Genomic DNA, 21,376 nt, shown 5'->3' on the forward strand with positions numbered 1-21,376 from the left:
GGTTGACCCTGAATTATAGAAAGAGGCTATAAATGTTTGATTATAAGAAAAAATATGATAAAAGAGAAGAAAATACTGTAGGCAAATATCTTTTCACTGCAGCAGCTGCAGTAGTAGGTGGCTATCTATATCTAAAGAATAATAATAAAATCGACGAAGTAAAAGATAAAGTAGACGATATAAAAGACGAAATAATAGATGCTGTAAAAGGCGAAGATCTTTTATAAGATTGCAGTTTAAATCAAAAGCTCCTGAGGGAGCTTTTTTGTTTGACAACATCCCTTTATTTTGCTATGATAATTGGTGAAAAATTTAGGGAGGTATTATGAAAAATTCTAAAAAAATCTACCATGTAGAAGACGAAGTTCCTTTTAAATTACTTTTACCATTGTCGATCCAACATACATTTGCAATGTTTGGAGCTAGTGTTTTAGTTCCTATTCTTTTTGGTATCAATCCAGGAATTGTATTGTTGATGAATGGTATCGGAACACTTTTATTTATATTAATTACTAAGAAACAGGCACCGGCTTATTTAGGTTCCTCATTTGCATTCCTAGCTCCAGGTACAGCTATTATTGCAAGCGAAGGATTTGAATATGCGCAAGGTGCTTTTATTGTACTCGGAATTATGGGATGCCTGCTCGCTTATATTATTTATAAGTTTGGAATAGGTTGGATAGATGTGGTCTTGCCACCTGCTGCAATGGGTGCAGTTGTTGCATTAATTGGTTTTGAACTTGCTGGAAATACTGTAACTGGCGGATCTATTGGAGCAAATCTTATGACAGATACAGCAAGTTCTAAAGACTTTATAGTGTTTTTTGTAACTTTGCTTACAGCGATTATTGGCTCTGTTGCCTTCAAGGGATTCTTCTCAACAATTCCTATTCTAATTTCAATAGTAGTAGGATATGTTACAGCTATATTTTTTGATATGGTAGATTTTACTCCTGTTAGAGAGGCTGCACTATTTACCTTGCCAGACTTTTCTTTGCCAAAGTTTTCAGCAGGCTCAATTCTTGCCATGTTGCCTGTTATTCTAGTTATAACAAGTGAGCATATTTCTCACCAAGTTGTTACTTCTAATATTATCGGAAAAGATTTACTAAACGAACCAGGCCTTCACAGGTCAATATTTGCAGATAACTTTTCATCAGCCCTATCTGGATTTCTAGGTGGAGTTCCAACTACTACTTATGGTGAAAATATCGGAGTTATGGCTATAACTGGAGTTTATTCTGTTCAGGTTATAGGAGGAGCTGCAGTTATTTCTATAATAATGGCCTTCTTTGGACCACTTGCAGCCTTCATCCAAACTATACCAGGAAATGTTATAGGGGGAGTTACCTTCCTTCTTTATGGAATGATTGGTACAAGTGGAATCAGACTTCTAGTTGATCAAAAGGTAGATTACTCAAAATCAGTCAATCTAATTTTAACTTCAGTGATATTTATAGCAGGTCTTTCTGGTCTATCTATAAAACTTGGTTCAATTGAGCTTTCAGGAATGGTACTAGCATCTGTAGTGGCGGTCGTACTATCAGCTTTTATGACTTTACTTAAAAAACTAGATTTGATTAACCAATAATTATTTTAACTAAAAAATCCCCAATTGGGGATTTTTTTTATATATGTAAAGGCTAGTTTGTAGCCATTTTAATTTTTTTATTATTGCAAGAACAAGTGTTCTATTAATATTTTGACTCCAAGACCTATAAGGATTAGTCCACCTATAAGCTCTGAAACTTGCTTGCTTTTTACACCTAGTTTAGATCCTATTTTAAAACCTATTATAGAAAGGATAGCTGTAACTATGCCTATAGTTGAGGTTGATTTTACTATATCTATATTTAAAAAGGCAAGTCCTACTCCAACTGCAAGAGCATCAATTGATGTTGCAATTCCCATTCGAGTTAGGCTCCTTAGGTCGAAACCGTGATTTACTTCGCAATAGGCTTCTCTAGATTCTTTTATCATTTGAAGACCAAGAAATCCTAAAAGAAAGAAAGCTATCCAATGGTCAATTGCTCTTATGGCATCTGCAAAATTTCTTCCTAACAAAAATCCAATAACTGGCATCAAAGCTTGAAAAAATCCAAATACAAAGCCAATGGAAAGACTGTTTTTTATTGAGTGAGTTTTTTCTGACAATCCCTTGCAAATGCTAGCTGCAAGGGCATCCATGGCAAGTCCGACCGATAAAACTAATAATGATCCTGTATCCAAAAAATCCTCCTAATATTTCGATAAATGCTTTACTATTTAACCATATCTTTGATAGATTGCAAGAAATGAGTAAATAAAAACCAGCTTAGTGCTGGTTTTAGTTTGAGTTATTATTGAAACATAGCTAAGTAAGAGTTAGCTTTTTCTATTAGTGCTCTACTATTGGCTGCGCTTGCCTCTGACTCGTTGATTATATTAATCAAATCATCTTCAACTGATTTTACTAAATCAGGGAATTGGTTGATTAATATACTAGCTGCTTCAGATTTGATTTCATTATCTTCGAGTGATTCTTCTAAATTTATCACTTCAATCTTTAAGCTAGCATAAGTAGCTAGACTTTTCTTTGCACTATTTATAGCAACAGTTGCAGCTCTAAGTTTTTCGTAATCGCCACTATTATTAGCCAAGATTCCCTTAGCGTTTGCCACTGCTTCGCTGTATGCATCTCTTAGTTTTTGAGTAACTAGACTATTGTAAACTTCAGTGCTTTTAACGTTAACTGAGTCATCGATAGCCTTTTGAAGTTGATTTTTTTGAGTTTCTAGATCACTTGTAGCTGACCTTGCGGCTCTTGCCATTCTTGGTCTTGGTGCTTCACTTACTTCAAGTTCGTCATCTAAGCTATAAAGGCTAACTTCTCCACCATATACAAGATCATCTAGGTTTTCAGCTGCATAGTAAGCTACAGCAAGATTTTGGGTGTTTTCGACATTTTCCTCTGTCTTAGTTTCCTTATCTTCTTTCTCTAAATCTTCTTTAGTATCCTCTTTTTTATCGGATTTTTCTTCTTCTTTGCTATCTTTTTTATTTTCTTCTTTACTATCTTTGTTTTCTTCTGTTGTATTTTCCTTCTTTTCTTCTTTAGAATCTTCCTTAGCTTCTTTTGTATCTTCCTTTACCTCTTCTTCAGCATAGGAAATATTTACTAGAGGGCTAGTTTCTGATAGACCAAGAACGGAGAAGTTAACTGCTAGTAAGCAAGCTAGTATTTTTTTGTTAGTCATATTAGTATCCTCCGTTTAATAGCTTGTCCGCTTTTTCTAATAAAGCTTCAGATTTAGCTTGAGATTCTTTAGAAGTCTCAACCAATCCTTCTAGATCTGATCTGATTGAACTTACTAGGTCTGGGAAGTTATTTAACAATAATTCACAAGCCTTTACCTTGATTTTATTATCTCTAACAGATTTTCTAAGGGCATCAGCTTGAGCTTGTAAAATTTCACTATCACTTGCAGCCTCACTTACAGCTGTAGGATTTAGGGTATTTACTGGTAAAGATGGTCCTATAACAAATGATGTAGCAAGTGTTAGGGCAAGTACAGCTTTGCCTAATTTATTTTTTCTCATATTTAACTCCTTTTTCTAAATAACTATTTACTTTATTATACCACATAAAAATTGAAGATAAATTATATATTATTTATTGAATAATAATATATGCCATCGGAATCTAGCTTTTCTACAATTTTTTCCTCAGCTACTAGGTGTTTTAGATGAGCTGCGGCCTCTCCTACAGCAAACCATTTTTGGCTTTCAGGAAAATCTGACCAGTTTTTAGCCCTTATATCCCAAGACATAGACTTTGCTATATCTCTTGTATTTGCCTTTTTTAGGCTTTTAACTATGGCTAAGGTATCATTTAATCTTTCTTCGTGGTGACAGATAAGTTCGTCTATTCTGCCATTTACGTCTTCTATTAAGAATCTATGGGAGGAGAATAGGTATTTTATATCAAGGTCTTTTATTTTTTCTATATTTCTTAAGTAAATACCAAGGCTATCGCCGTACTCATCTGCCCAATAGGTTATATTTGGGGTAATTTTTCCTAAGATGTGATCTCCACAAAATAAGATTTTTTTATCTTTTTCTAAAAGTCCAACCATGCCTGGAGTATGGCCAGCTTCATCTAGGATTTCAAAGGAAAACTCGCCTATATTTAATTTATCTCCTGGCTCTAATTTTGTATAAGTGAATTTTTCCTTAGGTCTATTTTTAAAACCCGGATGGTTATTTATATCAACATTTTCTTCTAGTAAACCTTGGAGTTTGGCGTTTTTAAGGATATTCTGCCACTGATAATCATCTACATTGATTCCGTTTTCTATGAAAAAACCATCAACTTTAGACATAAATATTTCTGATATTCCCTTATTTTCTAAATATTTGGCAAGACCAACGTGGTCTGAGTGAAGGTGGGTTAGGAAAAGTTTGGTCTTTGTCATATCAAGGTCAAGATTTTTGATCAAAGCGTCCATGTTTTTCCTATTTTCTTCGTTATTGAAACCTGTATCAATTATTAGATTACAATCTTCTGTCTTTATCACAAAAATATTTATAGACTTTAGAGGATTTCCTGTTAGAGGAAAGGTCGCTTGGTAAATATTTTTGTAAACTTCTTTAATCATCGTTACTCCTTTTTTACTGTCTTTATGTATTTCTTACCCATTTTTGTGATATGATATAGCTAGACTTAATGGAGGTATTATGAAAAAATTAGGAAAAATTATACTAGCTCTAATTTTGGCAGTTGGACTTAGTTTTGCAGGATTTGTAGTTGGTTTAAATCAAAAACTACAAGTAAATAATACAAGTGACCAAGCAGAAGGACATTTGCAGGAAATGGAAATGTTAAAGGGTCTCATTGATGAAAACTTCCTTTTTGATTATGAAGAAAAAGACCTTTATGATGGATCTTTGAAGGGAATGTTTGCAAATTTGGGAGATCCTTACACCCAATATTACACCAAAGAAGAGTTTAGTAAACTTATGGAAAGTATCGACGGAAGATACAAGGGAATTGGTGTATTAGTCCAAGCAAGCAAGGAAGGACTCATCAAAGTTGTCCAAGTCTTTGACGATTCTCCAGCCAAAGAAGCCGGAATGAAGGCGGGAGATTATATAACAAAGGTTGAAGGCGATGAATTTACTGCAGATCAGATGGAAGAAGCAGTAGCTCTTATGAAAGGCGATGAGGATACTACTGTAAATATTACCATCAAAAGAATCAGTGACGACAAGTCAGAAGGAGAAGATATAGACCTTAAGGTAGATAGACGAGATGTAAGAGTTGATACTGTGGATGAAAGCATAAAAGAAGTTGATGGAAAGAAGATAGGATATATTCATATAAAATCATTTGACGATGTAACAAAAGAAGATTTTGATAAATCTTACAAGAAATTAAAAGATGGTGGAATAGAAGGACTTGTTTTAGATCTAAGAAACAATCCTGGTGGATCTTTGGATGTTTGCCTTGATATAGCAGACAAATTCCTAGATGAAGGAACTATAGTTACTACTAAAGATAAAAAAGGAAATGTTGTTACAGAAGAAAGTGACGCTGAAATGGATGATATCCCAATGACTGTTCTCGTCAATGAAAACTCTGCTTCAGCTAGTGAAATCCTATCAGGTGCTCTAAAAGATAGGAAGAGAGCCAAGGTTATAGGACAAAAAACTTTCGGTAAGGGAATCGTGCAAAAACTCTTCCCACTAAATGATGGATCAGGGGTAAAGATTACCATAAGCGAATACCACACTCCAAGTGGAGCTAAGATAAATAAGGTCGGCGTTAGCCCTGATATCGAAGCTACAAATGATAATCCAGACCTTGAGATTAAGGGAGAAAACCTAGATAAGGATAGCCAATATCAAAAGGCTTTAGAAGAATTGCTAAAGGAAATGGGAGATTAGATGGATAGATACACAGATTATTCAAAAAGACTAGACGAGCTAAGGGATTTACTCGAGAAAAAAGACGGGACAAATCTTTCTAAGCTACTAAGAAGAACCAACCCAGTAGATATAGAAGAGTTTATATCTACCCTAAGTGCTGAAGATGCTCTCTTAGTTTTTAGACTTCTAAAAAAAGACGATGCCATAGAGGTATTCGCAGAACTAGAACAAGAAGATAAGGAAAAAATAAAGACTGGACTCAATGATGTAGAATATAGTCACCTCTTGGATGAACTAGACTTTGATGATATGATTGATACCCTTGAGGAGATGCCAGCATCAGTCGTTCAAAAGATTCTTAGAAATACAGATCCAGAGAAGAGAAAAAAGGTAAACCAATACCTTAAATTCCCAGAAGATTCTGCAGCAAGTCTTATGACTCCAGAATTTGTGGAGCTTAAAATAGGTATGACTGTAAAAGAAGCCCTAGATACAATAAAAAGAATCGGGCATGACAAGGTTACTGTCTACACCTGCTATGTGACTGATGAAACTAAAAAGCTTTTAGGTTACGTTTCCCTTAGAAATATCGTAACTAACGACATGGATACCAAGATTTCTACCCTGCTTTACGAGGATGTCATTACAGTCAACACTAGTGATGACCAAGAAGAAGTTGCCCATACCTTCCAAAAATATGGATTTACAGCCTTACCAGTTATAGACAAGGAAAAAAGATTAGTTGGTATTATAACTGTAGATGATATTATGTGGATAATCGAACAAGAGGCAACAGAAGACTTCCAAATAATGGCAGCTACAACACCAGAAGAAGAGGAATACAGCAAGATGAGTGCGTGGGACCTTGCCAAAAACAGGATTCCTTGGCTTATGTTTCTGATGATATCATCTGCCTTTACCTCAACTATTCTTAGAAGTTATGAGGCAGTTATCCAATCTATAATTGCCCTAAATATGTTCATACCAATGCTAACAGACTCAGGCGGAAACGCAGGAAGTCAGGCGTCAACCCTAGTTATCCGTGCTATGGCAACCAAAGATGTTGATTTGTCTGATTGGGCGAAGGTAGTATGGAAAGAATGTAGGGTAGGTTTAATATCAGGATTTTTTCTTGCTCTTGTAGGGTTTTTAAAATGTATGTTCTTTGACAAAGTAGGTCTAGAGATTTCGCTTATAGTTGCAGTTACCCTTTTATTTGTAGTTGTTACTGCAAAGATTGTTGGATCTCTCTTGCCTATGGGAGCAAGCAAACTAGGATTAGATCCTGCAATCATGGCAAGTCCACTCATAACAACTATAGTTGACTCTTTAGGACTTATAGTTTACTTTAATATTGCACAAATGTTTATAGCGGCAGCTCCGCTTTAGAAAATCGAGGTTAAATGATTTTTAATAAAAAATATACTGTAGGCCAAATGCACTGCGATCCTTATTCTAGGATTACAATCAGAAATCTAGCCTTGCTTATGCTAGATACTGCCCTTGACCAAGAAAAAATAGTAGAAAAAGACATCGACATGACAAACTTCAGGTGGATAATTTACAAGTGGGACATTGAATTTCTTGAAGAAATAAAAGAAGGTTATGATATAGAAATAGTGACAAAGCTTACTCACACAAGGAAGTTTTATGCCTACAGAGAATTTATAGTTACAAAAAATGGCGAAATTCTCGCAAGAGCCAGGGCAGTTAATATGTTAATTGATATAGAAAGATTAAGACCTGTCAAAATACCTGAAAAACTTAAAAAATCTTACGGCACTGATACTATTAGCTACAATCCTCTTAAGATAAAATACCAAGAAGATTTAGATCCTGTAGGCGAGATAGCTATTAGATTATCTGATATAGATTATAACTTCCATGTAAATAACGCAGCTTATTTTGATATAATCAAAGAAGTTACTGGAATATTTGACAAAGACATCCAGTATATCGACATAGTATACAGAAATGAGATTAGAAATAAGAAATTTGTTTTAGGAAGTATGAATAGAAATGGCAAGGAGATTGATTTTTCTCTAACAGATCCTAAAAAAGAGAAGACTTATTGCCTTGGAAAGATAAGGACATATGTATAAAGAAGGATACGGAAACATACCTAACAAGGACAAGATAATAGATTATTTAGAAAAAGCCTACGAGAATAATCCTGGAAAATGGATAGCTAAGGCTTGGAGAATGGGACAAATTGCTGAAAAAATAGCAGAAGATTTAGAACTTGATTCTGATATTGCCTTTGCCTGCGCATCTCTTGCTAGACTTTCTGACGGATACGAAGAAGGTTTTAAGGGAAATATTTGTGCCTACGAAATACTTAGGGCAGATTCTTATTTTTTCCCAGCAAGGATTTCCATAACTCGTTCATTTCCCATAAAAGATATAAATTATTGTATAAATGAACTTAATATTTCTGTTAAGGAAAAAGAGTTTGTTAACAATTTCTTGTACAAATATCCCTACACAGACTATGATTATCTGATCCAATATTTAGATTTTTTAGTTGGAAGGGAAGATTTATCTCTTGATAGCTTAAAGGATTTAGATCATCCTCACAGTGAAGAAATTTATTCTAGGATATATGACCTTCATGATTATTTCACTAAAAAACTAGAAAAACCAATAGAAACTTATATGCCAAAAACTAAGAGATACAAGTTTCCCTACAGGCTTTTTCCAAAAGATAAATAGGAATTTGGGCGGGGCTTGTGGTTTGCAAATGAGATAAACAGCAGTATATTATTAATGAATTTATTTTACCAAACCCAAGGAGGCTGTCGCGGAAGTTAATACTGCTTTTGCGCGGTCTCCTCATTTTTTATAAAGAAAGTAAGAGGTTTTATGCAGCTTAAAAATAACAAATATTATGATGATAAAACTCTCAAAAGATGGATAGAAGACGATAGTCTCACAGATGAGCTTAATAAAAAAGCTGACGCTATCAGAAAAGAAATCTATGGAGACAAGGTTTATGTCAGAGGACTTATAGAGTTTTCAAATATATGCAAGAATGACTGTTACTATTGCGGGATAAGAAAGTCAAATGATAGAGTCGAAAGATATAGGCTGACCAAAGAAGAGATTATATCATGTGCAAGGCTTGGCTACCAGCTTGGTTATAGGACCTTTGTCCTCCAAGGTGGGGAAGATGGACACTTTTCTGATGACATAGTTGTTGATATTGTAAAATCAATCAAAGAAATCCACGATGATGTTGCAATCACCTTATCTCTTGGTGAGAGATCTTATGAATCCTACAAGAGATTGTTTGAGGCAGGAGCCGATAGGTATTTACTTAGACAAGAAACATCTGACAAGGACCATTACGAAAAGCTTCATCCAGAATCAATGAGTTTTGAAAATAGGAGAAAGGCTCTTAGAGACTTAAAGGAAATTGGTTTTCAAGTTGGGGGAGGATTTATGGTTGGCTCTCCTTACCAAACTACAGAAAGCCTAATCAAGGATCTGAGGTTTTTAGAAGAATTAGAACCAGCAATGATAGGAATTGGGCCATATATGACTCAACATGATACACCCTTTAAAGATTTTCCAAATGGATCTTTTGAAATGACCCTAAGACTTGTTTCTATCCTTAGAATTTTATTTCCTTATGCCCTAATTCCAGCTACAACTGCCCTTGGCACAATCAATCCTTTGGGTAGGGAAAGAGGTCTTCAAGCTGGAGCAAATGTTCTAATGCCAAATCTATCTCCAACTATGGTTAGAGAAAAGTATTCTCTCTATGATAATAAAATATGTACAGGAGATGAGGCAGCAGAATGTAGAGCTTGCCTTGAGCTAAGGATAAAAAACGCGGGCTATGAAATAGTAACAGATAGAGGAGATGTAATAACCTACGACAAAGAAACAAGAAGATATTCATAAGAAAAAGACCCGAAAGCTAAAACTTTCGAGTCTTTTTTAGTTTGGAAGTTCAATTTCATCTAATATTCCCTTTAGATAAGCTATGGTTATACCATAATTTGTCATAGGGATATTATTTTCTTTTGCCTTTTCTACCTTGCTTAGCATAGTAGTTCTGTTAAACATACAAGCTCCGCAATTTATGATTAGGTCATATCTTTTATAATCAATTGGGTCAGTCCCTCTATTAAATTCAATCTCAATGTTAGGAAATTTTTTCCTAAGCATCTTTGGAATCTTGACTGTACCAATATCTTCATCTATTGGCGGATGAGTGCAGGCTTCTGATATCAAAACCCTATTTATTGGTTGGTCGAATCTTTTTACCGATTTAACAAAATAATCTAAATCGCCCTTGTAGGCTGAAAATAGAACTGAAAAGCTAGTTAACCTTGTTCCTTCTTCGATTATTTCCTTAGTTTCCTTAAAAACTTGGGAATCGCAAATTACAAGATCAGGCTTATCTCTTAAAGCCTTTAGGGTATTTTCTAGGTTAGTTAAATCGCAGGATATGGCAGTTGCATTTTTGTCAATCAATTCTCTTATAGTCATTACTTGGGGTTTGATAAGTCTACCCTTTGGTGCTGCTTTATCTTGAGGGATGACGAGAATAACCATATCGCCATCACGAACCAAATCCTTGGTAATGGTTAGGTCATCTTTTTTGTAAAGCTTTTTAATCTTATCAAAAATCTTTAACCTATCATCTTTATTTCTTATGTCGATCGCAATAGGATTTAAGTTTTTATATTTACTAATTATCTTAGAACCTTCGTCTATATCTTGTTTACTAGCAATATAGATTATAGGCTTATTTGTCTTTTTAATATCAGAAATAAACTTTAAATCATCATCTGAACTTAGGCAATATATGAAAATATCGCATTGGTCTAAAATTTCTTTTGTCTTTGACTCCCTAGCGGTGCCAAGGTCTGTATCATCGCCGACACCTGCTGTATCAATAAAAAGAACGGGACCAAAGTCTGTTATTTCCATGGCTTTTTTGATAGGATCTGTAGTAGTTCCTTTTATATTTGAAACTATGGCAGTGTCTGTTCCTGTCATATAGTTTAGGAGGGTGGATTTGCCGGAATTAGTTTTTCCGAAAATCCCTATATGAACCCTCTCGCTATTTTGTGTTTTCATATCTTAAATGTATAAGTCCCTTTGACCTTGTCTAATTTTTTCTAGATTTTCCTCTGTAGACTTACGAACTTCCGGATTTGGTATAGACATTAGCTCTCTTTTGATAAGAGCTTCTGCATCTCTTGCAGTTTTGTCGCTTGCGTAGTCCATCACATATTCTTCAAGAGTTGTTAGAGCGTTTGGATGGCAAATATTTCCTATACCGTGTTTTTTAACCATTCCCATAAAGGTTTCTCCAGTTCTTCCCATTCTGTAGCAAGCAGTACAGAAACTTGGCACATGGTCTTTTGAAATAAGCCAGTCTATAACTTCATCTAATGTCCTATTATCTGAAAGCTCAAATTGATCGCTGCCCTTCTCTTCGTTTTCTGTGTAACCACCAACTGATGTTTTAGATCCACCAGAAAGTTGGGAAATACCTAAATCAAGGAGTTTAGAACGAACTTGTTCGCTTTCTCTAGTTGAAACAATCATTCCTGTATAAGGAGCAGCAACTCTGATGCATGCGACGATTTTTTCAAACATTTCATCTGATAGAGAATTGTCAAAATCGTTAGGGTCGATATCATCAGCAGGTTGGATTCTTGGAACAGAAATTGTGTGAGGACCAACGTTAAATCTTGCCTCAAGGTGTTCTGCGTGCATCAATTGACCTATAAATTCATATTCATAAGAATCTAATCCATATAAAACACCAAGACCCAAATCGTCTATGCCACCTTCAAATGCTCTATCCATGGCTTCTGTGTGGTATTCGTAGTTGGATTTGGGACCGAACTTGTGAAGATTTTCATAGTTTTCCTTGTTATAAGTTTCTTGGAAGAGGATATAAGTTCCAATCTCTGCCTCGTGAAGCGTTCTATAATTTTCAACGGTAGTAGCAGCTATATTGACATTAAGTCTTCTGATAGCTCCGTTTTTGTGTTTGATATTATAGATTGTGTGAATAGATTCTAGTATGTACTCTAGTGGGTTATTTACAGGATCTTCTCCAGCTTCTAGGGCAAGACGTTTATGGCCTTGATCTTGAAGGGCTATAACTTGTTCACGAATTTCTTCTTGGCTTAACTTTCTTCTAGGGATAGTTCTATTTTGTCCGTGATATGGGCAGTATGAACAGCCATTTACACAATAGTTTGATAGGTACAAAGGAGCGAATAAGACGATTCTATTGGCGTAAAACTTGTATTTAAGTTCTTTTGCAAGTTTAAAAATCTCCTCGTTTAAGTCATCTTCCTTACAAGATAACAATACAAAAGCCTCTCTGTGGCTAAGACCCTTTGCTTTTTTTGCTTTATTTAAAATATCTATAATTAAATCACGATTATTAGCATTTTTTCTACCATAATCGATAGTTTCTAAAATTTCTTCATGGTTTATAAATTCACTAGCCTTGCTAGATTTTGGATTATATACTACCATATTACCTCCCTTTATTTCTTACATGTTATATTATAATACTTATGGACTTAAAAAGAAAATTTACTTATTTTTTAAGGGTAAATTTTTCCTAAAAAACACCTTCTTATAAAACAAAGTAAAACCTGTTATAATTATATTGTTATCATTCCTATACTGGTAACAGTTAGGAGGTGGGTTCGTGAGATTAGTATTTTCTTTATTAGTTGCTATCATGGCAAATATATTAAGCTATTATATTTGCAAGTGGTTAGATAGCAATTCTACAAATAATGATAACTAGCCAAAAATAAAAAAGCAGGAGGTGGTGCTCCTGCTTTTTTTGCTCGTGAGAACGAGTATTTTCTTTATCTGCTTATATTATACTTTGAGAGGAAAAAATAAGCAATAAAAAATACGATAAATATAATGTTAGAATCTAATACTTATACAAATAATTAATAATTTATTTGACAAGGCAAATAATCCATGGTATTATAAACTCATAAATGAGATATGAGTTTTAAAAAACCATTTGAAAAGAAGAGTAATCTAGGTTAATGTTCTACAGAGAGCCCTGTTTTGGTGAAAAGGGTGGACTGAGGTTTAGATGAAGATGGCCTTTGATGGGACGATTCGATATTAGAGTCGTACGGTTCTTCCCGTTACAGAAGTAGAGTATGTATGTACTTGATGAGAGCATAAGTGTGCGAACATTTATGAAATAAGGTGGTAACGCGAAATTTCGTCCTTAGTTTCCTTCGGGAAGCTAGGGACTTTTTTTTATTATTATTTTAGGAAGGTATAGATGATTGAGTTAAATAATATTACGGTTGACTTTGACGGATTTAAGGCAGTTGACGATGTTTCATTAAAAATTGAAAAACAAGATGCCTACGGGATTGTAGGATTTTCTGGAGCAGGAAAATCTACCCTAGTTAGAACTATAAATCTTCTTCAAAGACCAACTAATGGAGAAGTTTATGTAAATGGAGAAAACCTCCTTGATTTAAATAACAAAGAACTAAGGGATAGAAGAAAAAAGATAGGGATGATCTTCCAACATTTCAATTTATTGAATAATATTACAGTTTTGGATAATGTAATTTTTCCAATAAAAAAATCAAAATTGTCCAAAGAAGAAAAGATAAAAAAGGCGAAGGAGCTTTTAGATTTAGTAGGAATAGGAGATAAGGCTGATTCATATCCAAGAGAACTATCCGGAGGACAAAAGCAAAGGTGCGCTATAGCAAGGGCCTTGGCATCAGATCCTGAAATTCTTTTGTGTGATGAGGCAACCAGTGCCCTTGATCCAAAGACAACTAAACAAATCCTAGCCTTACTAAAAGATTTAAATGAAAAGTTAAAATTAACTATAGTTATAATCACCCACCAAATGGAAGTTGTAAAAGATCTTTGCAACAAATGTGCAGTAATGCAAGATGGAAGAATTGTTGAAAAAGGTTCGACCTTAGATATATTCTCAAATCCAAAAGAGGCTCTCACAAGAGAGTTTGTAGAAACATCAACTAACGTCGAAGATACTATAGAAGATGTTAAGGAAAATATCGGCATCCTCAGAGAAGATGAAACCTTAGTTAAGCTTAACTACTTAGGAGCTAGCACAACTGAGCCACTTATTAATGAAATATATGATAAGTTTAAGATTAAGACTAATATCCTCGCTGCAAATATTGAATTTATAAGCGGAACGCCAGTGGGGAATTTGATAGTAACCTTCAAGGGAGAAGATAATAATCTCGAAGAGGTTTTTAAATATTTAGACCAAAGAGAAGTTAGAGTAGAAATTTTAGGAGGTAAAGATGGGATACTTTGATTACGCCCTATCTATTTCAGATAGGATATTAGAAGAAACTAGGGCAACCCTTTATATGTTAATCGTATCTGCTATATTTGCAGGAATATTTGGTTTGATACTAGGAGTTATCCTTGTAGTGACAGATAGAGGTAGGATTTTAGAAAATAAAATCCTATATTCAATTTTAGATAAGATAACTAATACCTTTAGGGCAATTCCTTTTGTAATCCTACTAGCTTTGGTAGCGCCAATCACAAAAATTATAGTAGATACTAGGATTGGACCAAAAGCCGCAATTGTTCCTTTGATATTTTCAACAGTTCCATTTTTTGCTAAACAAGTTGAACAAGCCTTGGCAGAAGTTGATCCTGGAGTAATAGAGGCGGCGGAAGCCATGGGAAAAAGTCCCTTTGAGATAATATTTTCAGTATATCTAAGAGAAGGACTTCCATCATTAATAAGGGCATCATCCATTACCCTAATTTCGCTTTTAGGTCTAACCGCCATGGCAGGACTAATCGGTGGAGGAGGAATTGGTGACATGGCAATAGCTTTAGGTTACCAAAGATACAAAGACGATGTAGTTTTAGTATCTGTGCTTATAATTTTAATTATAGTATTTATAATTCAAGCAATATCTAATTTACTTATTAGAAAAACAAGTCATTAGGAGAAAATAATGAAAAAAATATTTAAAGGCCTAGCCATCCTATCCTTGGCTCTGTACTAGCAAGTTGTGGATCTAAGGATTCTAGTAAAAAGGCAGAAGATGACACACTAAAACTAGGTGTAGTTGGTGAAAGAAATGTAGAATATGAAGATGCCATAAAAAGGTATGAAGAAGATACAGGTAAGCACATAGAACTTGTAAGATTCAGTGACTATAACCAACCAAACGATGCCCTAAAGGATGGCGATATCGACCTATCATCCTTTGCGACCTATATATTTATAGAAGATTACAACAAAAATCAAAATGCTGGTTTTACCTATCTTGCAGATTCGATAATCTCTCCAATGGGAGTGTATTCTTCTAAGCTTAAAAGTGTAGATGAGCTAAAAGAAGGAGATAAGGTAGCTATCCCTGTTGAAACTTCAAATAACTCCAGAGCCCTCTATATCCTAGAGGCAGCTGGTGTGATAAAGATTAAAAAAGATGCAGGAGACTTTATAACAGTAGACGACATAGAAGAAAATCCAAAAAACTTGGAATTTATAGAACTACCTGCAGATCAAGTATCAAGAGCATTAGAAGATGTAGACATAGCTTTAATAAACTCAGATATGGCGATGGAAGCAGGCCTTATTCCTACTGAAGATTCTATATTTTTGGAAGATCCAGAAAATGAAAGATCAAAAAATTTCATCAATGTTATAGCAGTCAAAGAAGAAAACAAGGATAATGAAGACATCAAAAACTTCATAGAAAACTATTACTTGACAGATCAAACTAAGAAAATAATAGAAGAAGAATATAAGGGATCAGTTATCCCAATATTTAAAACACGTTAGGTTATTAAGATTTAAAATCTTTAATAATAAATTATAATTTCATTTAGGGAGGAAATAATGAAAAAATTCGCAAAAATAGCTCTAGCACTAGCAGTATTAGTTGGATTTAGTGCTTGTGGAGCAAAGGATAATGAAAGTAGCAAAGACGCTTCAGCGGAAACAAAAACGGAAGATAAGGCAGAAGGCACAACAATCAAAATAGGTGTAGTTGGTGAGTATAACGAAGTTTTAGAAAAAGTAATCGAAAGATATGAAGAGGCTACAGGAAACAAAGTAGAGTTACAAAAATTCTCTGACTATAGTCAACCTAACGAAGCTTTGATAGCTGGCGATATTGACCTAAACGCCTACCAACACCACAAATTCTTAGATGAATTTAACGAATCAAAAGGATCTGACCTAATCTCAATAGGTGATACAATGCTTGCACCAATGGGTCTATACTCAGAAAAAATCAAATCAATAGATGAACTAGAAGATGGAGCAAAGGTTGCTATTCCAAACGATCCAACAAACGGATCAAGAGCCCTTTTCCTACTTCAAGAAGCAGGACTAATCAAAGTTGACGGCCAAGCTGGAGATTTGATTGGAGTAGATAAAGTAACAGACAATCCAAAGAATTTAGAAATAATAGAAATGGACGCATCTACAACACCAAGAAGCTTAGAAGATGTAGACATAGCAGCAGTAAATGATACCTTTGCCCTAGATAGCGGACTTGATAAAGAAAAATCAGTATTCGTAGAAGATCCAAAATCAGAATCAGTAAAAGAATACATCAACCTAATCGCTGCAAGAAAAGAAGACGAAAACAACGAAGCTTACAAAGAATTTGTAAAATATTACCAAACAGAAGAAACTAAGAAAGACATGGAAGAAATAACAAAAGGTGCTTGGTTACCTGCTTGGGAATAAAATTTATTAAACAAAGCCACTAGCCTTTGAGCTGGTGGTTTTTTTATTAGATTATCTGACAACTACCAAGCTTATTGTATAATGGATATAAAGGAGAATGATATGACAAAAGTATATGACTTTACAGTTTTAGATAATGAAGGTAATGAAGTTTCTTTAGATAGATACAAGGGAAAGGTGCTTTTAATTGTAAATACTGCAACCAGATGTGGATTTACCAAACAATATGACGGACTTGAAGATTTGTATAAGACCTACAAAGACCAAGGTTTTGAGATTTTAGATTTTCCTTGCAACCAATTTGGCAACCAAGCTCCAGAATCAGATGAAGAAATAGATTCCTTCTGTGCTTTAAACTTTGGGACAAGCTTTGATAGATTTAAGAAAATTGATGTGAATGGAGAAAATGAAGAGCCACTCTATACTTACCTAAAGGATGAAAAACATGGTCTTGGCTCTAAGGCAATCAAATGGAACTTCACCAAATTTTTAATTGATAGAGAAGGTAATGTCGTAGCGAGATTTGGATCTAACAAGAAACCAGAAAATATGAAAAAGGATATAGAGAAGTTATTATAATGAAAGAAGATAAATTAGTTAAACTTGCCTTTGATTCCTTAAAATATTACCTAGATACTGGCAAGTATTTAGACGAATACGATGAAGAATTTAAGGATAATCATAATGGCGTAATCATAGAAATTAAATTTGGAGATAAGAGGGAAAGAGCAGGATCAATCTATCCTACTAGAGCAAATATAGCCCTAGATGTAATCTATGAAACTGTAAACTTGGGCATATTTAACAACGCCCTTGCCCTAAGAAAAGAAGATTTAGACGAAATATATATCCAAGTGCTAGAAATAAATAAGGTCAAACCTATTAAGAAACTAGAAGATTTTGGAGTATATCACGGTCTTTACCTAAACTATTCCAACAATCCAGTAATAGTTTATAGAAACGACTATGAAAGCGACTATCAAATGTTTGCTGATGCCAAGGACAGGGCAAACCTTGATGAGTTTGATGTATATAATATGGAAAAGTTTAAAATAGTAAGACACATTTAGATAATAATGGCAAAGTTGACAAAATAGCCTTTATTAGTATTATATAAATAACTAAATAGGACGATGCGAAGAAGAGTAACTTAAAATGAAGCTTTAAGAGAGGCAGGTAAGGTGCAAGCTGCCAGTGGAATTTTTTGTGAAGATCATCTTCTAGTCTAGTAAATGAATTAGTAGTTTATTACGTCACAATTGCGTTAAATTGTTTATTAAAACGGTGGACCGTCCTTTTTAGGACGGTTTTATTTTTAATAATTTTTAAAAAAGGAGAAATAGATGTCAGAATTTAAGTCTTTAGACAGCAAAGATGTTAGAAAAAGAGAAGCTGCCACAGAAAAATATTGGCAAGAAATCGACCTTCTCGACAAAACATTTACCACAAGGAAAGACGCCGAAGAATACATAATCTTTGACGGCCCTCCAACAGCCAACGGAAAACCAGGTATCCACCACGTCATAGCTCGTACCTTAAAGGATATGACAAGTAGATATAAAAATATGAAAGGCTACAAGGTTTTAAAGAAAGCTGGTTGGGATACTCACGGACTTCCTGTAGAAATCGAAGTAGAAAAAACTTTAGGTTTTCATGATAAAAATGATATAGAAGAATACGGCATAGAAAAGTTTAACCAACTTTGCAAAGAATCTGTGTGGAAATATTCAGACCAATGGAGAGAAATGTCAGATAGAATGGCTTATCTCTACAATATGGATGATCCATATATCACAATGGATAATGACTATATCGAAACAGAATGGTACCTACTAGATAAGGCCTTCAAAAATGGATACATCTATGAAGGCGCTAAGGTAATGCCATATTGTCCAAGATGTGGTACAGGTCTTGCAAGCCACGAGGTAGCTCAAGGTTACCAAATGGATAAGACTATAACCCTTACAGTTAAGTTTAAGAAAAAAGGAACAGATAACGAATACTTCCTAGCTTGGACTACAACACCATGGACTCTTCCATCAAACGTGGCTCTTTCAGTTAATCCAGACCTAGCCTATGTCAAAGTTTATGTCAAAGAAGAAGATTCTTACTATTATTGTGCCAAAACTCTTGTAGAAAAACTCATGGGCGATAGGGAATATGAAATAGCTAACGAGCTAAAAGGCTCAGATATGGAATACTGGGAGTATGAACAACTAATGCCATATGTAAATGTTGGAGATGACAAGGCCTTCATCATAACTCTAGCTGACTATGTTTCTGCAGAAGATGGTACAGGTATAGTTCACTCTGCTCCAGCCTTTGGTGAGGACGACTATCAAATCGGTAGAAAATACGGTCTTGCCTTTGTTCAACCAGTGGACCTTGAAGGAAACTTTACAACTACTCCTTGGAAGGGTGAATTTATATTCGACACAAACGAAAAAATATGGAGACACCTCCAAGAAGAAGGAAAAGTATTTAATAAACAAACTATAGAGCACAATTACCCACACTGCTGGAGATGTCACACTCCACTAGTGTATTATGCAAAACCATCTTGGTACATCGAAATGAGCAAGTTCTCAGATGCCATGGTTAAAAACAACGAGGGCGTAAACTGGTTCCCACAAACAATAGGAGATAAGAGATTCGGCAACTGGATTGAAAATGTCAAAGACTGGGCAATCTCAAGATCAAGATATTGGGGCACTCCACTTAACATTTGGAAATGTGATGATTGTGACCATACAGATACAGTAGGATCAAGAGCTGAACTAAAAGAACGTGCAATAGAAGATATATCAGAAGATATAGAACTACACAGACCTTATGTTGATAATGTATCTATAAAGTGTGATAAGTGTGGTGGAACTATGCATAGAGTCTCAGATGTAATTGACGTTTGGTTTGACTCAGGAGCAATGCCATTTGCCCAACTTCACTATCCATTTGAACACAAGGATGACTTTGAGGATTATTTCCCAGCAGACTTTATATCAGAAGGAATCGACCAAACTAGAGGTTGGTTCTACTCTCTAATGGCAATATCTACCATTACTACAGGTAAGGCTCCTTACAAAAATGTTCTTGTAAATGACCTAGTAGTAGATAAAAACGGTCAAAAGATGAGTAAATCTAAAGGAAATACCCTAGATCCATTCGAACTATTTGATAAATATGGGGCAGATGCCGTAAGATTTTATTCCCTATATGTATCTCCACCATGGATGCAAACTAAATTTGATGAAAAGGGATTAATTGAAGTAAAGAATAACTTCTTTAGAACCTTTGAAAATGTCTATAACTTCTTTGGCCTATACGCAAATACTGACAATCTATCAGCATCAGATATAAAAGAATTTACTGATATAGAACTTGAAAAAATAGATAGATGGCTATATTCTAAGCTTAACACATTGATAAAAGACTACATAGAATCAATGGAAGTATTTGACTACAACAAAGTTGTTCACATGATATCTGATTTCGTAGTAGAAGATTTATCTAACTGGTACATCAGAAGAAATAGAAAGAGATTCTGGAATTCAGATCTTACAGCTAGTAAAAAGGCAGTTTACAAGACAACCTATGATGCAATCCTTACTATTTCTAAGCTAATTGCACCAATAACACCATTTATAGCAGAAGAAGTATATAGATCTCTAACAGGAGAAGTTACAGTTCATACAAGCCTTCTTCCAGAAACAGATGAGTCATTGATAGATAAAGACCTAGAAGAAAGCATGGATCTTGTAAGAAAGATTGTAAACCTAGGTAGAGCATCAAGAGAAAAAGAAGCAATCAAGGTTCGTCAACCACTTGCTAAGATTATAGTAGATGGAGCTTACAAGGAAAAAATATCAGATTTAACTGGTTTAATCAAAGAAGAGCTTAATATCAAGGACGTAGATTTTGAAGATGACCTATCAGACTTTATGGATTACTTCCTAAAACCTGACTTTAGAGTTGTTGGAAGAATATTCCAAGCAAAAGTAAATGACTTTGCGAAATTCCTAGCTCAAACAGATGCCAAATCATTCATAGAAAAAGTAGAAGAAGGTCCACAAGAAATTATCCTTGGCGATGATAAATACGAGGTTACAAAAGACTACCTAGATATAAGAATATCAGCCAAAGAAGGCTTTGATGTTGAAATGGACGGCAATGTCTTTGTAATCCTAGATACAGAAATCACAGAAGACCTCCGTGATGAGGGATATGCGAGAGAATTTACATCTAAAGTTCAAAACATGAGAAAAGATAAGGACTTCGAAGTAACAGATAGAATCAACATTTTCTATCAAGCAGATGATGATTTGAACAAATCTTTAGGCAAATTTGCTGAGGAAATCAAGAAAGAAACTCTAGCAGAAAAATTTGAAAGAGTTGACCTTGATAGCGAAGAAATTGAACTAAATGATAAGACAGTTAAAATTGAACTTGAGAGATTATAAAAATTCGTGATTAACTTCCTTGAAATTTAATCGGCATAAAGATATTAAACTTTGTGCCGATTTTTTGATATTAATTTATATATAAATCTCTTGTTTTATAGAGTTGGTTTTTACTTGTCCAAGAATGATATAATAAATCATAATAGAAGTACCGATTTAAACATTACTAAATGTGATATTTTTAGAAGTATATAATTTTTAAATACTAGTCACTAAGACATGCGGAAACTGTGGTATTGATGCGACTAGTGAATTAGAGTGTGTTTATTAAAGATTG

At 34.5% G+C, this 21,376-nt stretch carries 20 protein-coding genes and 1 other annotated feature; of the genes, 14 read left to right on the plus strand and 6 right to left on the minus strand.

All coding sequences use genetic code 11. The features are described 5' to 3' along the window. The first annotated feature begins 32 nt into the window (after positions 1-32). Positions 33-227, plus strand: coding sequence for a hypothetical protein (locus tag E0D87_RS04085; protein WP_004834803.1), 195 nt, complete (start codon positions 33-35; stop codon positions 225-227). Positions 228-325: 98 nt separating this feature from the next. Then, entirely contained in the window at positions 326-1,591 is a 1,266-nt protein-coding gene (gene uraA, locus E0D87_RS04090) for a uracil permease (protein ID WP_130819442.1), read from the plus strand. Between the two features lie 80 nt (positions 1,592-1,671). Here uraA and E0D87_RS04095 read toward each other — a convergent pair whose 3' ends face one another. From E0D87_RS04095 to E0D87_RS04110, 4 genes are all read right to left on the minus strand, one after another. After that, a complete protein-coding gene (locus E0D87_RS04095; protein WP_130820175.1) occupies positions 1,672-2,187 on the minus strand; it encodes a manganese efflux pump MntP in 516 nt (171 codons plus the stop codon). Between the two features lie 152 nt (positions 2,188-2,339). Beyond that, entirely contained in the window at positions 2,340-3,236 is an 897-nt protein-coding gene (locus tag E0D87_RS04100) for a hypothetical protein (RefSeq protein WP_130819443.1), read from the minus strand. 1 nt (position 3,237) lies between these two features. Beyond that, complete coding sequence (locus tag E0D87_RS04105; protein WP_130819444.1) at positions 3,238-3,579, minus strand: hypothetical protein; 342 nt, start codon at positions 3,577-3,579, stop codon at positions 3,238-3,240. A 62-nt stretch (positions 3,580-3,641) separates the two neighbouring features. Beyond that, entirely contained in the window at positions 3,642-4,637 is a 996-nt protein-coding gene (locus E0D87_RS04110; protein WP_130819445.1) for an MBL fold metallo-hydrolase, read from the minus strand. Positions 4,638-4,716: 79 nt separating this feature from the next. Here E0D87_RS04110 and E0D87_RS04115 point away from each other — a divergent pair, with 79 nt between their 5' ends. From E0D87_RS04115 to hydE, 5 genes are all read left to right on the plus strand, one after another. Further along, positions 4,717-5,925, plus strand: a complete 1,209-nt coding sequence (locus E0D87_RS04115; RefSeq protein WP_130819446.1) for a S41 family peptidase — start codon at positions 4,717-4,719, stop codon at positions 5,923-5,925. Continuing rightward, positions 5,926-7,296 (plus strand): magnesium transporter, encoded by a 1,371-nt coding sequence (mgtE, locus tag E0D87_RS04120; RefSeq protein WP_130819447.1) that lies wholly within the window; start codon positions 5,926-5,928, stop codon positions 7,294-7,296. A 14-nt stretch (positions 7,297-7,310) separates the two neighbouring features. After that, positions 7,311-8,009 (plus strand): acyl-[acyl-carrier-protein] thioesterase, encoded by a 699-nt coding sequence (locus E0D87_RS04125; RefSeq protein WP_130819448.1) that lies wholly within the window; start codon positions 7,311-7,313, stop codon positions 8,007-8,009. Beyond that, positions 8,002-8,619 (plus strand): hypothetical protein, encoded by a 618-nt coding sequence (locus E0D87_RS04130; protein WP_130819449.1) that lies wholly within the window; start codon positions 8,002-8,004, stop codon positions 8,617-8,619. Before E0D87_RS04125 ends, E0D87_RS04130 begins: the two co-directional genes overlap by 8 nt. Before the next feature lie 150 nt (positions 8,620-8,769). After that, entirely contained in the window at positions 8,770-9,813 is a 1,044-nt protein-coding gene (gene hydE, locus E0D87_RS04135; RefSeq protein WP_130819450.1) for a [FeFe] hydrogenase H-cluster radical SAM maturase HydE, read from the plus strand. 36 nt (positions 9,814-9,849) lie between these two features. Here hydE and hydF read toward each other — a convergent pair whose 3' ends face one another. Both hydF and hydG read right to left on the minus strand, forming a co-directional pair. Then, on the minus strand, positions 9,850-10,998 hold the full coding sequence (hydF, locus tag E0D87_RS04140; RefSeq protein WP_130819451.1) for a [FeFe] hydrogenase H-cluster maturation GTPase HydF: 1,149 nt from the start codon (positions 10,996-10,998) through the stop codon (positions 9,850-9,852). A 3-nt stretch (positions 10,999-11,001) separates the two neighbouring features. After that, entirely contained in the window at positions 11,002-12,420 is a 1,419-nt protein-coding gene (hydG, locus tag E0D87_RS04145; RefSeq protein WP_130819452.1) for a [FeFe] hydrogenase H-cluster radical SAM maturase HydG, read from the minus strand. Between the two features lie 502 nt (positions 12,421-12,922). Then, positions 12,923-13,152: a binding site (T-box leader), on the plus strand. Between the two features lie 52 nt (positions 13,153-13,204). Between hydG and E0D87_RS04150 the strand changes: the two genes are divergently transcribed. From E0D87_RS04150 to ileS, 7 genes are all read left to right on the plus strand, one after another. Continuing rightward, positions 13,205-14,233: a methionine ABC transporter ATP-binding protein gene (locus E0D87_RS04150; protein ID WP_130819453.1), complete on the plus strand. Its 1,029-nt coding sequence runs from the start codon at positions 13,205-13,207 to the stop codon at positions 14,231-14,233. After that, positions 14,220-14,885 carry a methionine ABC transporter permease gene (locus E0D87_RS04155; RefSeq protein ID WP_130819454.1) on the plus strand — a complete coding sequence of 222 codons (666 nt, stop codon included), beginning with the start codon at positions 14,220-14,222 and terminating at the stop codon, positions 14,883-14,885. Before E0D87_RS04150 ends, E0D87_RS04155 begins: the two co-directional genes overlap by 14 nt. A gap of 155 nt (positions 14,886-15,040) precedes the next feature. Beyond that, the gene (locus tag E0D87_RS04160; protein WP_242618467.1) at positions 15,041-15,727 is read left to right on the plus strand and encodes a MetQ/NlpA family ABC transporter substrate-binding protein; all 687 of its coding nucleotides are present in this window, start codon (positions 15,041-15,043) and stop codon (positions 15,725-15,727) included. 57 nt (positions 15,728-15,784) lie between these two features. Then, positions 15,785-16,642: a MetQ/NlpA family ABC transporter substrate-binding protein gene (locus tag E0D87_RS04165; protein ID WP_130819455.1), complete on the plus strand. Its 858-nt coding sequence runs from the start codon at positions 15,785-15,787 to the stop codon at positions 16,640-16,642. 102 nt (positions 16,643-16,744) lie between these two features. Then, the gene (locus E0D87_RS04170; RefSeq protein ID WP_130819456.1) at positions 16,745-17,221 is read left to right on the plus strand and encodes a glutathione peroxidase; all 477 of its coding nucleotides are present in this window, start codon (positions 16,745-16,747) and stop codon (positions 17,219-17,221) included. Then, positions 17,221-17,712 carry a hypothetical protein gene (locus E0D87_RS04175; RefSeq protein WP_004834790.1) on the plus strand — a complete coding sequence of 164 codons (492 nt, stop codon included), beginning with the start codon at positions 17,221-17,223 and terminating at the stop codon, positions 17,710-17,712. The genes E0D87_RS04170 and E0D87_RS04175 overlap by 1 nt, the downstream gene beginning before the upstream one ends. A 273-nt stretch (positions 17,713-17,985) precedes the next feature. Continuing rightward, complete coding sequence (gene ileS / locus E0D87_RS04180) at positions 17,986-21,099, plus strand: isoleucine--tRNA ligase (protein WP_130819457.1); 3,114 nt, start codon at positions 17,986-17,988, stop codon at positions 21,097-21,099. Positions 21,100-21,376 lie beyond the last annotated feature (277 nt).

The organism is Anaerococcus vaginimassiliensis (genome assembly GCF_900626155.1).
Lineage (GTDB): Bacteria > Bacillota > Clostridia > Tissierellales > Peptoniphilaceae > Anaerococcus > Anaerococcus vaginimassiliensis.

Excerpts from the sequence above, each read along its gene's own strand:
- ileS (WP_130819457.1), top strand. The coding sequence starts at position 17,986 with ATGTCAGAATTTAAGTCTTTAGACAGCAAAGATGTTAGAAAAAGAGAA.
- E0D87_RS04125 (WP_130819448.1), top strand. The coding sequence starts at position 7,311 with ATGATTTTTAATAAAAAATATACTGTAGGCCAAATGCACTGCGATCCT.
- E0D87_RS04130 (WP_130819449.1), top strand. The coding sequence starts at position 8,002 with ATGTATAAAGAAGGATACGGAAACATACCTAACAAGGACAAGATAATA.
- E0D87_RS04110 (WP_130819445.1), bottom strand. The coding sequence starts at position 4,637 with ATGATTAAAGAAGTTTACAAAAATATTTACCAAGCGACCTTTCCTCTA.
- E0D87_RS04105 (WP_130819444.1), bottom strand. The coding sequence starts at position 3,579 with ATGAGAAAAAATAAATTAGGCAAAGCTGTACTTGCCCTAACACTTGCT.
- E0D87_RS04170 (WP_130819456.1), top strand. The coding sequence starts at position 16,745 with ATGACAAAAGTATATGACTTTACAGTTTTAGATAATGAAGGTAATGAA.
- E0D87_RS04115 (WP_130819446.1), top strand. The coding sequence starts at position 4,717 with ATGAAAAAATTAGGAAAAATTATACTAGCTCTAATTTTGGCAGTTGGA.
- E0D87_RS04095 (WP_130820175.1), bottom strand. The coding sequence starts at position 2,187 with ATGGATGCCCTTGCAGCTAGCATTTGCAAGGGATTGTCAGAAAAAACT.
- mgtE (WP_130819447.1), top strand. The coding sequence starts at position 5,926 with ATGGATAGATACACAGATTATTCAAAAAGACTAGACGAGCTAAGGGAT.
- E0D87_RS04150 (WP_130819453.1), top strand. The coding sequence starts at position 13,205 with ATGATTGAGTTAAATAATATTACGGTTGACTTTGACGGATTTAAGGCA.
- uraA (WP_130819442.1), top strand. The coding sequence starts at position 326 with ATGAAAAATTCTAAAAAAATCTACCATGTAGAAGACGAAGTTCCTTTT.
- E0D87_RS04085 (WP_004834803.1), top strand. The coding sequence starts at position 33 with ATGTTTGATTATAAGAAAAAATATGATAAAAGAGAAGAAAATACTGTA.
- E0D87_RS04165 (WP_130819455.1), top strand. The coding sequence starts at position 15,785 with ATGAAAAAATTCGCAAAAATAGCTCTAGCACTAGCAGTATTAGTTGGA.
- E0D87_RS04100 (WP_130819443.1), bottom strand. The coding sequence starts at position 3,236 with ATGACTAACAAAAAAATACTAGCTTGCTTACTAGCAGTTAACTTCTCC.
- hydE (WP_130819450.1), top strand. The coding sequence starts at position 8,770 with ATGCAGCTTAAAAATAACAAATATTATGATGATAAAACTCTCAAAAGA.
- E0D87_RS04155 (WP_130819454.1), top strand. The coding sequence starts at position 14,220 with ATGGGATACTTTGATTACGCCCTATCTATTTCAGATAGGATATTAGAA.
- hydG (WP_130819452.1), bottom strand. The coding sequence starts at position 12,420 with ATGGTAGTATATAATCCAAAATCTAGCAAGGCTAGTGAATTTATAAAC.
- E0D87_RS04175 (WP_004834790.1), top strand. The coding sequence starts at position 17,221 with ATGAAAGAAGATAAATTAGTTAAACTTGCCTTTGATTCCTTAAAATAT.
- hydF (WP_130819451.1), bottom strand. The coding sequence starts at position 10,998 with ATGAAAACACAAAATAGCGAGAGGGTTCATATAGGGATTTTCGGAAAA.